The 15,321-nt window shown below is 34.8% G+C and carries 12 protein-coding genes, 2 tRNA genes and 1 pseudogene; 3 read left to right on the forward strand and 12 right to left on the reverse strand.

What is annotated here, in order from left to right:
* Positions 1-6: 6 nt before the first annotated feature.
* From ABZP37_RS07405 to ABZP37_RS07430, 6 genes and pseudogenes are all read right to left on the reverse strand, one after another.
* Positions 7-1,365, reverse strand: coding sequence for a Gfo/Idh/MocA family oxidoreductase (locus ABZP37_RS07405; protein ID WP_366186924.1), 1,359 nt, complete (start codon positions 1,363-1,365; stop codon positions 7-9).
* Between the two features lie 18 nt (positions 1,366-1,383).
* Positions 1,384-2,733 (reverse strand): annotated as a pseudogene (locus ABZP37_RS07410) (DUF1080 domain-containing protein).
* Between the two features lie 775 nt (positions 2,734-3,508).
* Entirely contained in the window at positions 3,509-4,090 is a 582-nt protein-coding gene (locus tag ABZP37_RS07415; RefSeq protein WP_366186926.1) for a Crp/Fnr family transcriptional regulator, read from the reverse strand.
* Entirely contained in the window at positions 4,091-4,753 is a 663-nt protein-coding gene (gene ribB, locus ABZP37_RS07420) for a 3,4-dihydroxy-2-butanone-4-phosphate synthase (protein WP_366186928.1), read from the reverse strand. It abuts the gene before it with no gap.
* 467 nt (positions 4,754-5,220) lie between these two features.
* A tRNA-Met gene (locus ABZP37_RS07425) sits at positions 5,221-5,293 on the reverse strand.
* A 26-nt stretch (positions 5,294-5,319) separates the two neighbouring features.
* Positions 5,320-5,392: transfer RNA gene (locus tag ABZP37_RS07430), tRNA-Met, on the reverse strand.
* Between the two features lie 250 nt (positions 5,393-5,642).
* Here ABZP37_RS07430 and era point away from each other — a divergent pair.
* On the forward strand, positions 5,643-6,524 hold the full coding sequence (era, locus tag ABZP37_RS07435) for a GTPase Era (RefSeq protein WP_366186930.1): 882 nt from the start codon (positions 5,643-5,645) through the stop codon (positions 6,522-6,524).
* Positions 6,525-6,774: 250 nt separating this feature from the next.
* Here the strand turns inward: era and ABZP37_RS07440 are convergent, their stop codons facing one another.
* Positions 6,775-7,272 (reverse strand): hypothetical protein, encoded by a 498-nt coding sequence (locus ABZP37_RS07440; RefSeq protein WP_366186932.1) that lies wholly within the window; start codon positions 7,270-7,272, stop codon positions 6,775-6,777.
* 97 nt (positions 7,273-7,369) lie between these two features.
* On the opposite strand from ABZP37_RS07440, the gene der reads away from it, so the two are divergent.
* A complete protein-coding gene (gene der, locus ABZP37_RS07445) occupies positions 7,370-8,677 on the forward strand; it encodes a ribosome biogenesis GTPase Der (RefSeq protein ID WP_366186934.1) in 1,308 nt (435 codons plus the stop codon).
* Between the two features lie 136 nt (positions 8,678-8,813).
* Positions 8,814-11,585, forward strand: coding sequence for an outer membrane beta-barrel protein (locus tag ABZP37_RS07450; protein ID WP_366186936.1), 2,772 nt, complete (start codon positions 8,814-8,816; stop codon positions 11,583-11,585).
* Positions 11,586-11,706: 121 nt separating this feature from the next.
* Here the strand turns inward: ABZP37_RS07450 and ABZP37_RS07455 are convergent, their stop codons facing one another.
* The 5 genes from ABZP37_RS07455 to ABZP37_RS07475 all read right to left on the reverse strand — a co-directional run bounded on the left by ABZP37_RS07455 (position 11,707) and on the right by ABZP37_RS07475 (position 15,161).
* Positions 11,707-12,564 carry a TPM domain-containing protein gene (locus ABZP37_RS07455; protein WP_366186937.1) on the reverse strand — a complete coding sequence of 286 codons (858 nt, stop codon included), beginning with the start codon at positions 12,562-12,564 and terminating at the stop codon, positions 11,707-11,709.
* Complete coding sequence (locus ABZP37_RS07460; protein ID WP_366186939.1) at positions 12,561-13,001, reverse strand: TPM domain-containing protein; 441 nt, start codon at positions 12,999-13,001, stop codon at positions 12,561-12,563. The genes ABZP37_RS07455 and ABZP37_RS07460 overlap by 4 nt, the downstream gene beginning before the upstream one ends.
* A gap of 91 nt (positions 13,002-13,092) precedes the next feature.
* Positions 13,093-13,686 carry a LemA family protein gene (locus ABZP37_RS07465; RefSeq protein WP_366186941.1) on the reverse strand — a complete coding sequence of 198 codons (594 nt, stop codon included), beginning with the start codon at positions 13,684-13,686 and terminating at the stop codon, positions 13,093-13,095.
* 66 nt (positions 13,687-13,752) lie between these two features.
* Positions 13,753-14,085 carry a MerR family transcriptional regulator gene (locus ABZP37_RS07470; protein WP_366186942.1) on the reverse strand — a complete coding sequence of 111 codons (333 nt, stop codon included), beginning with the start codon at positions 14,083-14,085 and terminating at the stop codon, positions 13,753-13,755.
* Positions 14,086-14,183: 98 nt separating this feature from the next.
* Positions 14,184-15,161, reverse strand: a complete 978-nt coding sequence (locus ABZP37_RS07475) for a M23 family metallopeptidase (protein WP_366186944.1) — start codon at positions 15,159-15,161, stop codon at positions 14,184-14,186.
* Positions 15,162-15,321: the final 160 nt, after the last annotated feature.

Consider the following 15,321-nt stretch of genomic DNA (forward strand, 5'->3'; position numbering starts at 1 on the left):
TTAATTTTAAACTGGTTTAATTTCCCAACCTGGTTCGTATGTTCTTGACCATAATTTCATGGCTTCTCTATTAAAAATGCGTCCTGTTGTTTCATCCACTTCAAAGGAATCCTCTATTCTAGAAGCTATGTTGGCGTAATGTGTCAACATTTGGCTAATAGCCCCTTCATCAATAGGAGAAGTAAGTGCAGCTTTCCCTCTGATAGCTTCGAAAAAGTTGACCGTATGTGCTGCAGAAAGTTGTCCTCCACCACCTAGCGCATTTCCATCTTCGATACCGGGAACCATGTTTTCTTTGATGACTTCGCCTTTAAGATTAAATAATTTATAACCATCCCTACCAATCATCGTCGAACCTTTCGAACCATAAATAAGGGTTCCTCTACCCATACCATATTTATCGTATCCATTTCTACTTTGTCCGTCCCACTGAATGATTTTATTCCCTGCAAAACGGAAAGTGGCTTCCATGGTATCGTACATTTCCCAACCGTCTTCTTTGAATTGAAATTTCCCTGCATTTACACTTACATGCTCTGGATATTTAACATCTAAAGCCCAGCGTGCAATGTCAAGTTCGTGCGTGGCATTGTTTCCCATTTCGGCAGTACCATAATCCCAACCGTACCAGTGCCAATTGTAATTCCAAGTATTATCGGTATAGGCTCTTCTAGGGGCAGGTCCTTGAAAAAGATCCCAATCCAAGCCTTCTGGTGGAGCCGCGTTTTTTTGATTCGGTACTTCACCACGTTTACTTGTGTAAAATGCTGTAGCTCTATAAACATCGCCAATCAAACCTTCATGAATGGCTTTTATGATTTCTTGCGATTGCAATGAAGAACGTTGTTGATTCCCCATTTGCACCACTTTGTTGTATTTTTTTTGATAAGCAACCAGCAATTCTCCCTCCTGCGGGTTATGACTACATGGTTTTTCAAGAAACACATGCTTTCCTGCTTGCATCGCCATACAAGCTCCAGGAGCATGCCAGTGGTCAGGAGTAGCCATAAAAATAGCATCTACATTTTTATCATTTATTATTTTTCTAATATCGTTTTCTAGCTTTGGTTTAGAGCTCAGCTTATCGGAATATTTAGCTGCGGCTTTATCACGCTGACTCTTCATAACGTCGCATAAATAATGCAATTCCACATTGTTATTCTTATCTAAAATCGCTGGCATATACGCTCCGTAACGACGTCCTAATCCTTGAATGGCGATATGCAGTCTGTCATTGGCTCCTATTATTTTTGAATAACTTTTGGCAGACATTGTATTTGCATTCGTGCTAACCGATGCTGTTCCTAATGCCACTCCTACGGTACCAATTGCTGCTTTTTTTAAAAAATCTCTTCTATTTGACATGATCTTGTTTACTGTTAGTTATTTAATAGGACGTATTTTTACATTTTTGAAAGAAACCAAATCCCCATGGTCTTGCAATAAAATTTGGCCTTTGTCTAATTCTCCAAAATTTGGCCATTTGGCATATTTACTTTCAGAAACTAATTTCCTATAAGCAGGACTCTTTCTTTCGTATTCTAATACTTTTACTCCATTTAACCAATGTTCTACATGATTGTTTTTGGAAATAATATAAGCAGTATTCCATTCCCCAATTGCGTTGATTGGTTTGTTGACATCCGCTTTAATCAAGTCGTATAAAGAACTAACGGTTCTACTTCCTTCCTTGTTTCCTAATTTCGCATCAGGATGTAAAGCATCATCTAAAACTTGATATTCTAGTCCAATAGATGACCCTTCTCCTTTATTGATGTTTGTATCTACATAATATTTAATTCCGCTATTCGCACCAGGTGTTAACTTGAAATCAACTGACAATTCAAAATCACCATAATCTTTAGTAGTTACAATATCTCCGCCTGCGTTAGATTCAGCTCCTCCAGAAGACAAAACACTTAATACACCATTTTCAATTTTCCATCCTTTGTTTGGAAATATTTCTAATTTAGCACCTCGCCAACCATTAGTCGTTTCACCATCCCATAAAAGATGCCATTCATTTTTATTCTCATCAATCGTCAATTGATTTTTAGTGATGATTGGTTTTACAGATGATTTTTGAGAATATTTAGTTACATTGTTAGAAATGATTTTAATGTTTTTCCAAATAATTTCTGTTCCTTCTTTTTTACTGCTATGTACTTGTAAACAAATAAAACCTTTAGCTGTTTTTTCATCTACCAAATGTGCTGCTGCAACACCATTCACCCAAGTTTTTATCGTATCACCAATGGCTTCAATGCGATAATGGTTCCAATCATTTTGCTTAAAAGCATTTTGTGCAGTTGGGTTTTTATCCATACTATTCAACCAGCCACGTCTCGCCTCATCATAAATACCACCACTAAATGCACGTGCAGAAGGATCAATTTCTACTTGATAGCCATGTACTCGGCCATCTCTATAATTTGGAAAGCTATTGCTACGTATTTGAATTCCCGAATTCATACTAGGGTCAACTTTAAAATCTAGTTCTAAAATAAAATCGCCATACATTTTATCAGTCGTTAAGAAGGAATTTGGTGAATTAAGAACTGTGCTACCTACTATAGTTCCACTTCTTGCCGAATACTTTGCTTCCCCTCCTAATTGGTGCCATCCCTTTAATGTTTTACCATCAAATAAATTAGTCCATGGGGTTTTGTCTTTTTATGCTATGGCACAATTTCCGAAGCTAATTGTTATTAAAAGTGTAACTACCTTTAACATTGCGGTCTTTTTAATCATAAAAATTAGTTTTAGTTATATTTTTTTAAATTAGTATTTTTATTAGCGATTTCTATAGATTAATTATTCAAAATTATAGAGAGAAGTGGCAGACTATTCGCTTTACAGCAATCTGAGACTTATGCTAACTATTTTAAAAAAATTTCAACTAATATACCATACTATTTTGATTATTTTTTACTGTAAGAAATTTTTGTTTTGTTTTGAAGCAGTTTTTATCGTGTTTAAAATTGAAAACTTTTTTCGTTTGGCCTGTTGTGCAGATAAGAGACCTATTAATTTTGGCTTCTGTATTTCTTGCTAATGGAGATAAACGAAGATGTCGGTTTTGGATGGAGACAGATTATATGTTTTGATGATTATAATAGGTCTAGGTCTTGGAGTTTTTTTTTTCGAGCCAATTTTATATTATCCCCCATTTGCTCTAAAGGGCGTTGGTGAATGGGGAATAAGATTTGTTTTTTTGCGCTCATTTCTATTGTTGTTCATTAATATGAACAATAATAGCGAATATGTAAATAATAATAAACATTCTATCTTGGTTGCTTTAATTGCTGTTTAAGCTCTCCTGTACTAAATGCTGTTATTAATTTTGTTTTGTAACTTATTCTAGATTGCATTTTGAAGAATATGCGCTGGGAAAAAGTAGTTAGAAAAAGAGATACTCTCAAAAGGAAACAGCAACAGGTCAATAAATAACCTCAGATTGTAAAACTTACACAGTTTATGAGATAGTGCTTGTCTTTTTAATAAAATATTATTTCAAAACTTTAGATTTTACTCTGCTCAATGTTTCTTGAGAAATATTTAAATAGGAAGCAACAATTTTATTTGGTAGTCTTCTAACAATATTTGGATTTATCTGGAATAATTGGCTGTATCTCTCTTTTGCATCAAGTGCTGTAAAGGACATTAATCGCTTTAGATTGTTTACATATGCTTTTTCTAAATAAATGTTGTAAAAATCCTTCCATTTTGGGACCTCTAATAAAAGTTGTCTAAAATCCTCGTGACTGATGCTTAAAAGTTCACAATTTTCGATGGCTTGAATGTTTTCTTCTGCGGGTTCCTTTGTTATAAAACTGACCAGAGCAGTAGCAAATTGATTTTCAAAAGCAATGTATCTTGTAATGTCTTTTTCTTCACCATTTATAAAAAAAATTCTTAGGCAGCCTTTGTTGACAAAATAACTGTATTTGCTTATTTGTCCTTGAGAAAGTAGAATTTCTTTCTTTTTTGTTTCAATAATTTTAAAATAGGGAAGTATGATTTGTAAATCTTCTTCTGTAAAATCAACTTGTTTTTTGAGAAAAGTAGTAAGGCTGTGGGTATCGTTCATTTATTTATAATCTCTGACAAATTTACGATATTGAACGATATCTTCTATGGTTAATACAATCAAATCATGTTCTTCGGCAAATTCTATAATAGTATTAATTTGAGCCATGGTTCCGTCGGGATTCATCAATTCACAAAGTACCGCTTCTGGGTGTAAATCGGCTAATTTCATTAAATCGATACTACCTTCAGTATGTCCTTTTCGCTCAAGTACTCCATTATCTTTACCTCTTAATGGAAAAATATGTCCTGGCCTTGATATATCAGTACTCACTGCGTTTATATTGCAAGCCGTTTGAATCGTTTTTAATCTATCAGAAGCTGAAACACCAGTAGTTATTCCTTCTTTTGCCTCTATTGAAATGGTGAAGGGTGTTTGAAAAGTACTCGTATTTTCCTTTACCATATAAGGCAGTTGAAGTATGTCCGCTTTTTCGTTACTTAAACAAAGACAAACAATACCACTACACTCTCTAATCATCAATGCCATATTGGCTACTGACATAGTATGCGCTGAAAAAATTAAATCTCCTTCATTCTCTCTGTCTTTATCGTCTAGTAAGATAATTCCTTTTCCGTTTTGAAGATGCTTTAATGCTTTATTTACACGTTCTATACTTGTGTAATTTAAACTGGCCAATGGTCTTGTCGCTATAGCTGTCATTTTTTATTTTTTTTACAAATCTAGAATAGTTACGTATCAAATTGTTTGACCTAAGTCAAAGAATAAAACTTTTTTTATTTCAAAAACAGGAGAATATTTTGTCTGGGATTCAGGTGTTGTTTTAACTTTTGGTTCTTACTGCTTAGCTATCAATAAGGAAATAGCTTAGTGTGTTTTGTCGATTTTGTAAGGAGTTGTTTTTGTCGATTTCAAGTATATAGAGATTTTAACAACTTATCATTATTTTTATCAACTAGTAGTAAGATGTGGATCTATTCTACTGTTTGTTTTAAGATTTAGTTTAATAGCTTTAAAAGTTTAGAAGTATATTAAATTTTTTTTACTATTTGTAAAACATCCTATTTTGAAGCGAGGAGTATTAAAATGATCTTAAAAGTTATCGAGGGTTAATCAGTGGTGATTTTAGAGCATAAAAAAAGCTTCATATTTCTATGAAGCTTTCTTAGTAGCGGGAACTGGACTCGAACCAGTGACCTTCGGGTTATGAGCCCGACGAGCTGCCTACTGCTCTATCCCGCGATATACGGTAAATTTAATAAACTTAGTAGCGGGAACTGGACTCGAACCAGTGACCTTCGGGTTATGAGCCCGACGAGCTGCCTACTGCTCTATCCCGCGATATATTATAAACTTGTGTTTTTTAAAACAGTGCTAGGCTAGCTTTGTTTATTAGTATTGCACAAAATGTTTTCAGAACTTATTTCCTCTTAAGGGATGTGAATCAGTGAGGTTGCTAATGTATTTCCTCGTTGTTTCGGGTGCAAAGATACATATAAATTCTAGATTTACAACACAGAATTTTAAAAAATGTTTTATTTTATCTATTGACTTGATATGACTACCTTTGCAGCATTAAAAAAATAAGGAAATGGCACACAAGGCAGGTTTTGTAAATATTATAGGGAATCCTAATGTAGGGAAGTCAACGCTAATGAATGCGTTTGTTGGGGAAAGATTGTCTATTATTACCTCAAAAGCACAAACAACACGACATAGAATTCTAGGAATTGTAAACGGAGAAGACTTTCAATTAATACTTTCGGATACTCCTGGGATTATCAAACCCGCTTACGAAATGCAGGCATCGATGATGAATTTTGTGAAATCGGCTTTTGAAGATGCTGATATCTTGATTTATATGGTTGAGATTGGAGAGCAAGATTTGAAAGATGAAGCTTTTTTTAATAAAATTATCCATTCAAAAATTCCTGTATTGTTGTTGTTGAATAAAATTGACAATTCAAACCAAGAGCAATTAGAAGGACAAGTAGCTTTTTGGACGGAGAAAGTACCAAATGCCGAAATTTATCCAATTTCTGCTTTGAAGAATTTTAATGTTCCTGAGGTTTTTGGACGTATTTTGGAATTATTGCCGGAATCACCAGCGTATTATCCAAAAGATCAATTGACAGATAAGCCGGAACGTTTCTTTGTAAATGAAACCATTCGTGAGAAAATCTTATTGAACTACAGTAAAGAGATTCCGTATGCAGTAGAAATTGTTACAGAGGAATTTGTAGAAACAGAAAACATTATCAAAATCCGTTCGCTGATTATGGTGGAGCGTGATACACAAAAAGGTATCATCATTGGTCATAAAGGTGCTGCTTTGAAAAAAGTAGGAGTGGAGTCTCGTGAGGATTTGGAGAAATTCTTTGGAAAACAAATTCACATCGAATTGTATGTGAAGGTAAATAAAAACTGGAGAAGCAACGCTAATATGTTGAAGCGTTTCGGATATAATCAATAATAAAAGAATGTATAGGCGTAGGGACACGACCCGTTCGTATCTTGATTAAATAAAAATTTAAAATCAGTATTGGAATTTATTTCGAATGCTGATTTTTTTTTTAGCCCAGATCGAAATGGAAGCCCCGCAGTGAAAAAAGGTTGTTGTTGCTGGGGTTGCAGAGCGACCGGAGGAAGCTCCTGCAAGCGCATTGCAACAACTCCTTTTTGAGCGAGGAGTTGTAATGGAGAGCTGGATTGGCTTCTAATTATTAAGATGCAATAATGTCTTGGTATAATTTTTCGAGTTCTTTCATTTGGTCGTTGCCGTTATGTCTGATTTGGCGAGCGATGAAATACAGTAGAAACCAGCAAAACACCATAAGTCCTAAAACGATAAAGTCTAAGGTTAGGGAGTTTTTTAAGATATAATTGGAATACAGTATGCCACAGAAAACGAGAAAAACCCCCGCAATCATAAAGTGAAGGAACATAAAGAAAGTCCACAGCATTTGGTCGGGGCCATAAAGACCGCGAATATGGGTTTCGTTTTCGGATGTGCTTTCGAATTCGAGATGTAAATGTGGGGAGTAATACCTTTTTTTAGGTCCGATGATGTGTAGCCAAGCATGGTTTTTACTCGTTTTTACAAAGTAGTTTTCGTTTTTGATTTTACCGAAATCTTTGAACTTTTGTTCTAAGTCCGTTGCTTTTTGTGGTAGGTCGTTGTAAAAACGTAACAAGAGTCTAACTTCCTTATCGACTTCCATATATTGGTTGGGTTTTGGTTGAAAATGCTAATATATCAAAAAAAATGAAACTCAAGGTTTTAAACACTACCTTTGCCGAATAATTGAAAAATAGATTATGAATAACATTGTTGCGATAGTAGGAAGACCTAATGTAGGGAAATCAACCCTTTTTAATAGGCTGATACAAAGAAGAGAAGCTATTGTAGATTCAGTTTCGGGGGTTACCCGTGATAGAAACTATGGTAAAAGCGAGTGGAACGGAAAAGAGTTTTCTGTGATTGATACAGGTGGATATGTGCGTGGATCTGATGACGTGTTTGAAGGAGAGATTCGCAAGCAAGTAGAATTAGCTATTGACGAAGCAGATGTGATCATCTTTGTAGTTGATGTTGAGGAAGGAATTACGCCGATGGATGATACTGTGGCGAAGTTGTTGCGTAAGGTGAAAAAACCTGTAATTTTGGCCGTTAATAAGGTTGATAATGCCATGCGTGAGAAAGATGCGATTGAGTTTTATAACCTTGGATTGGGTGAATATTACACATTTGCAAGTATCTCAGGTAGTGGAACAGGAGATTTATTGGATGCTTTGATTAAAGCTTTTCCGGAGAAACCAGAGGTTGAAGAAACTTCTGATTTGCCACGTTTTGCAGTTGTAGGACGTCCAAATGCTGGGAAATCAAGTTTTATCAATGCATTGATTGGTAAAGAAAGATATATTGTTACTGATATTGCAGGAACAACTCGTGATGCAATTGATACTAAATTTGACCGTTTTGGATTTGAATTTAACTTGGTAGATACGGCGGGAATTCGTCGTAAGGCTAAGGTGAAAGAAGATTTGGAGTTTTACTCGGTGATGCGTTCAGTACGTGCGATTGAGCATGCCGATATTTGTATTTTGATTATTGATGCGACTCGTGGGTTTGAAGGGCAAGACCAAAGTATTTTTTGGTTGGCTGAGAAAAACCGTAAAGGAGTGGTGATTTTGGTAAACAAATGGGATTTGGTCGAAAAAGAGACTATGACTACCCGTGATTACGAAGAGCAAATTAGAGAGCAATTGATGCCATTTACAGATGTGCCAATTCTTTTTGTTTCGGCATTGACAAAACAACGTTTATTGAAAGCTTTGGAAGCGACTGTAAAAGTATTTGAAAGTAGACAGCAACGTATTCCGACTTCAAAATTCAATGAATTTATGTTGAAGGTAATTGAGGCTTATCCTCCGCCAGCAACTAAAGGAAAGTATGTGAAAATTAAGTATTGTATGCAATTGCCAACGAAAACACCTCAGTTTGTGTTTTTTGCCAACTTGCCTCAGTATGTAAAAGAGCCTTATAAACGTTACCTTGAAAATAAAATTAGAGACAACTGGGATTTTTCTGGTGTGCCAATTGATATTTATATCAGAGAGAAATAGGAATAATTATTTTGAAATTACCCTCAAGAAGCAAAAGTTTTTTGAGGGTTTTTTTTGTGATTTAAATTTTTTACAATTTAATTAAACCTTTGGCGTTTTTTAAAGTCATAGTCTTCTATTTATATAACCAAAAATCATGTTTAAAAGCCATTTTTCAGTACTCTTCTTATTTATTTCATTTTTTACATATGCTCAGGAAAGCTATTTTATTCAGGGACAAGTACTGGATATCAATACCCAACAGCCTCTTGAAGCTGCCAATGTTTACTTTTCTGTTGTAAAAGATTCCTTGAAATTAGGTGCTACGACAACTGATAATTCAGGGAGATTTAAACTTAGATTAAAAAAATATGAAAACACGGCTTTTTTGAATGTATCATATGTAGGGCATGAAAATTACCGAGATGAATTAGCGGGAATTACGGAGAGTAAGGATTTAGGAACTATATATTTATTCAGTACTGAAAATATATTGAAAGATGTGGTTATTACAACGGCAGCACCTCCAATAAAGATTAAACAAGATACTTTGGAATATAATGCCGCGTCATTCAAGGTGCGTCCCGATGATAATGTTGATGCTGTGTTGAAAGAATTGCCTGGCTTTGTGATTGATGATGAAGGTAAAATTACAGTTAATGGTAAGGAAGTAAGTCAGATTTTGGTAAATGGGAAAGCCTTTTTCGGAAAAGATGGAGCGGTAGCTTTACAAAATTTACCAGCTGATATTATCAATAAAATTCAAGTTTCGGATTTTAAGACAAAGAAAGAAGAGTTGGCTGGTGATGATGCAGCATCTGATTTTTTGAGTGTGAATTTGACTATTGACGAAAAGAAAAATAAAGGGTATTTTGGGAAATTTCTTGGGGGGTACGGAACTGATGATCGGTTTGAAGGTAGCTTTTTGGTTAATCAATTTGACAACAAGCAACGAATTAGTGCGGTAGGTGCGACAAACAATATCAACTTGTCTGGTTTCTCCATTGATGAGGCATTTGGTGATGATAAAGGGAAATCCAATGGTGATGTAGGAGCTACGATTTCTAGAAAAGGGATAACCACGACTAATTTAGCAGGATTGAATTACTTTAATGAATGGTCTGATCAATTGGAAACCACAGGTGATTACTCCTTTAATAATAGTGTAAATAACAATGCTAAAAAATCTACACAAACTCGTTTCTTGCCCACAGGGAATATTACGACAATATCTGATTCTGATGCTAAAACAGAAAATACAAATAATAAATTAAATTTTGAATTAGAATATAGTCCTTCAAAAACAACACAGATTGTAGTGGAGCCAAGGTTGCGTAAATCAACTTATGAAAATAACGGATCTTCATCAAGTATTTCGAGTAATGAGGCAGGTGATTTGTTGAATGAGAACATAGGTACATCCTCTCGTAAGACAGACCAGCTCAGTTTTGATAATGAAATTACAGTCAATAAGAATTTTATAAAAAGATCTCGAAATTTAAACTTTTCATTAACCAATAATAATTCCAAAAATGATCTTTTGGGTTTTAATAACAACTCTATAAAGTCATTTACTAGTGGGATAACTAAATTGCGAAATCAATTGAATGATAATACAATTCAACGAGATTATTATTATGCGCAAGTAGAGTTTACAGAGCCTATATCTAAAGTGGTAAGAATGAGAGTAGGGGCGGATTATAAATGGGATAAGAGAATTACAGACGAAAAAACTTTTAATTACGATAGTACCGCGGTAGCTTATTCTATTTTTAACGATTCGCAATCGAGTTATATAGCTTCCAATCAAAGGACAATTGCCCCAAAAATGGGCTTTTATTATGATGATAAAGTATTTTCATTCAATGTGAGAAATAGTACTGCAATGGTACAATATGATAACTCATCTTTTTACCGGGGTAATAATACGGACTTAAAATCAAATTATTTTATACCAGAATGGCATACTCAGTTCAAATATAAGGTTGATAGATCAAACTACGCCCAATTGAAATACGATTATAGGGTCAATTTGCCAACTGCGTATCAATTGCTACCGGTGTTAGATATTAGTAGCACAGTAAATACAGTTATAGGAAATCCAGATTTAGATCCTATAAAGAAACATAGTTTTAGTTTCAATTTTAGAAATTATAATATGAAAAAACGCTCTGGATATTATGTTTATATGAAAGCTGATATAATTGATAGCGATATAATTTCGGCTCGAGTGTATGCTGATGACGGAACAAGTTCTACTACATTTATTAATATTAATGATATTTATAAAACAAGTTTGGGTGCTAGCTGGAATAATTACATCAAGAAAAACGGAAATACGTTTCGATACGGTGTAGGTTTTAAAACAGATTATTCTTTTGACAAAGGATTTGTAAATAATGTGTTTTATGACGCAAAGATATTGTCTTTTAGCCCAAGAGTTTATTCTTCTTTTAATTATGGAGATTTATTTACTGTTGCTCCTTCATATAGTTTTAATTATGTAGAGTCTAAGTATAAAAATTATTCTATTGATGCTCGTGCTAATGTAGTTCATAAATTAAATCTAAGAACTACTAATTACTTTGGAGAAAAATGGGTTTTGAGTAATGATTTTGGATACAGCTATAATTCCAATTCAGGAAATGGTTATCGTAATGACTACAAATTATGGAATATGAGTTTGGGTTACACCTTCCTAGATAAAATGTTAACTGCAAGAATGAAAGTCTTCGATCTTTTGAATCAAAATCAAGGATACACACGTTCAATTACAGATACCTCAATACGTGATGAAGAAAATACAGTTTTGAAGCGATACGCCATGTTTTCATTGATTTATAAAATAAAGAATTTTGGAGGTATGAAACCACCGAGTTTAGATGGTAATAGAAATTCAGGAGGTAGGAAAAGAAATAGAGACGATTAATTATTTTATGAAAGGGTATAAAAAAACAGGCTTGATTGCCTGTTTTTTTTTCACCCTTTTTTTGAGTTTTTAAATCTGTTTTTTAGGATTGAGTTTATAGTTAGATGTTGTAGAGTCAAACCTACCAGCTTCCTCCAGAACCACCACCTGAGAATCCTCCACCGCCAAATCCACCACCGAAGCCTCCGCCTCCGCCGAATCCACCACCAGAAGATCCACCACCGAAGCCTCCGCTGCCACGACCTAGACTACTTAGTAGGATGACATCGAGTAGGCTGGGGCCTCCGCTTCTATTACCAGAGTTGCCGCCACCACTGCCGCCACCTTTGTTTTTGGAAGCTAGTATGATAATGAATACGATGATGATGATAAATGGAAGTATGGGGAAGTCTTTGCTTTCAGCTTGTTTTCGTTGTCCTTTGTATTTGCCTTTGAAAACATCTATAATAGCATCCGTACCTTTGTCAAGTCCATTGAAATAACTGCCTGCTTTGAATTCAGGAATGATAATGTTACGAGTGATTTCTCCACCGATTCCCGCCGTCAATCGGTCCTCAAGTCCGTAACCTGGTGCAATCCATATTTTTCTTTCGGCTTTAGCCAATAAAATCAAAACTCCGTTATCGTCTTTTTTGGTTCCTCCAATTCCCCATTGTTGTGCCCATTTTGGAGTTAGAATTCCAATGTCTTCCCCTTTTAAACTTTCAATGGTAATGATTACGATTTGGGTCGTAGTGCTATCAGCATAGTGAACGAGCTTTTCTTCCAGTTGTGCTTTCTCGGTACTGCTCAATACATTGGCGTAGTCGTAAACCGAAGTTTGCATTTTCGGAATTTCAGGAATGTCATATTGCGCAAACAGAAAACTACTGTTTAGTAAAAAAAGGAGTGCTATAACTAGATTCCAATCTTTTTTTGCCAATTGATTTTTAATTTTTAAAAGTTGATTTTTGATATTTGTCTTTTGACTTATTCTCATTCTCCTTTGGATATTTCGTTAGATAATTCGTTAGTGTCATCTGAAGCCCAAGGAAAATGTTTTTTTAATTCCTCACCTGCACTCAAAATACCGTCAATCAACCCTTGTTTGAAATCGTTTTTTTTGAATTGTGCCAGCATCAAGTCTTTAGTTTTGTCCCAAAATCCATCAGGAACGATGTTGTTAATTCCTTCGTCCCCTAGAATCACAAAATTTTTGTCTCCCACTGCAAGGTAAATTAATACGCCATTTTTCAATTGGGTTTGATCCATTCCGAGTTGGTGAAAAACTTCCAAAGCACGATCGTAATGATCTAATTCAGTTGTGTTCTCAATATGCACCCGAACCTCACCCGAGGTATTCAGTTCTGCTGTTTGGATCGCTTCTACAATGGATCGTTCTTCATCTGAGGTTAAAAAATCTTCTACTTTTGACATGAGTTTGTTTTTTATAAAATAAAAATTTCACAAATCGTTACCAGTTTTATTTTGTAACAATTTGTGAAATTTGCTTTATATTGTGTTTTTATTAGAATTTTACTTCTACGGGTTTATCTGCGCCTTGTACAGCGTTGAAATATGCTTTTTCTTGGAATCCAAACATTCCTGCAAACAATGTATTCGGGAACGTTTTGATATGTGTGTTGTATGGTTTTACTGCTTCGTTAAAACGAGTACGAGCTGTCAAGATTTGGTTTTCTGTACTAGCTAATTCATCTTGTAATTTTAAGAAATTTTGATTTGCTTTCAATTCAGGATATCTCTCCACAGTCACTAATAATCGAGATAAAGAACTACTTACTCCACTTTGTGCTTGGTTGAAAGCAGCTAACTGTTCAGTAGTAATGTTAGAAGGGTCAATAGTCGTTTGAGTTGCTTTTGCACGAGCCTCAATAACAGCCGTCAAAGTGCTTTTTTCAAAATCAGCCGCACCTTTAACGGTGTTTACTAAATTTCCAATCAAGTCATTTCGTCTCTGGTAAGCCGTTTGTACATCACCCCAAGATTGTTCTACATCCTGACCCAGGGTCACCGCAGTATTATTGATTCCTTTAATCCAACTATATCCTGCGAAAATAACTACAGCAACAATTATCCAAGGTAAAAATTTTTTAAAATCCATGTTTGTGTTTAATTTAATGTTTATTATTTATATTTTATTTTTAACTCATAACCTTTAACTCCTAACTTATAACTCATTCTTAATATTCGTCAACTGTACTTTAATTGTTTCTAGTTTTCGAATAATATCAAATTTGTCTAAGGTTTTCTTTTGACCTTCCTTCAAATGCGTTTTGGCTCCTTCTAGTGTAAAACCTCTTTCTTTTACCAAATGATAAATTAATTGCAAGTTGGTTACATCCTCGGGCGTAAACATGCGATTTCCTTTGGCATTTTTCTTAGGTTTCAAAATATCAAATTCACTATCCCAAAATCGGATCAGCGATGCATTCACATTAAAAGCCTTGGCTATTTCACCAATGCTGTAATATCTTTTATCTTTAGAAAGCTCTATGTGCATATTCAGTATTTAATAATTATTTTGTTCAAAAATCAATCTTCATTTTTACTTAACATCAGCAATCAATCCCGAAGCGTCGGGACGTTAATCGACAATCGTTAATCAAGCGACTGATTCTCTTGATTTGCAATCTTCGATATTGCCACATATTCCACTGCTGAAATATTGCCGTAATAAAAATTCAAGGGATTCACGACTTTACTATCCTTATGCACTTCATAATGTAGGTGTGGTGCTTCTGATCGTCCCGTACTACCTACAAAACCTATTACATCTCCTCTTTTAATCCGTTGTCCAGGACGGCAGTTGTATTTACTCATGTGCGCATACAATGTCTCGTATCCATAACCGTGCCTAATCACCACATGGTTTCCATAACCTGAAGCATTCGCATCTGCTTGAGCTACCACGCCATCCCCTGTGGCGTAAATTGGAGTCCCTGTTTGAGCAGTGAAGTCCATGCCTTCATGCATTTTTCGCGCTTTGGTAAAAGGGTCGGTACGGTATCCAAAACCTGATGCCATTCTTTTTAAATTCTCATTTCGTACTGGCTGAATGGCAGGAATGGCTGACAAGAGTTTGTTTTTTTCTTTTGCTAATTTCAAAATCGCATCTAAGGATTTGGATTGAATCACTAATTCGTTAGATAAAATATCTACCTTTTTTGTAGTGTTCAAGACCAGTTTTGTATTGTCATAGCCTTGCAATTCCGCATAACGATTTGGGTCACTAAAACCAGATTTACGTTCTTCGGTGGGAATAGGGGAAATATTGAAATAAGTGCGGTACAAATTATTGTCTCGGTCTTCAATTGTTGAAGTTACAATTGTGAGTTCCTCAATGCGTTTATTCAAAACTTCGTAATTAAGTTTTAAATTTTCAATTTGACGCATCAAGAGTCGGTCTTTTGGAGTGTCAAAATAAGGCGTATTTAATAAAGCCACAAAACACAAAAAACCAAACAAGGAGGAAGCAACTAAAAATAACACCAAATACGCAAATTTGTGTCTTTTTTTAGTTTTAATCTTCCGATAAGCTAGATTTTCAGAATCGTAATAATATTTTACTTTCGCCATATTTTAAAATACCCTATTTTTGCACGTCCAAAAAGGTTAGTCGAACAAATTTAATAAATGTTTCATTCGTAACACTGCTTTTTTTGGAATAAAAAATAATTAGGGCCTTATCCAGCTGTTCGTTGCAAGTTCTCGATAGGTACTCTTTTTTTCTATAGAA

The organism is Flavobacterium ovatum (genome assembly GCF_040703125.1).
Lineage (GTDB): Bacteria > Bacteroidota > Bacteroidia > Flavobacteriales > Flavobacteriaceae > Flavobacterium > Flavobacterium ovatum.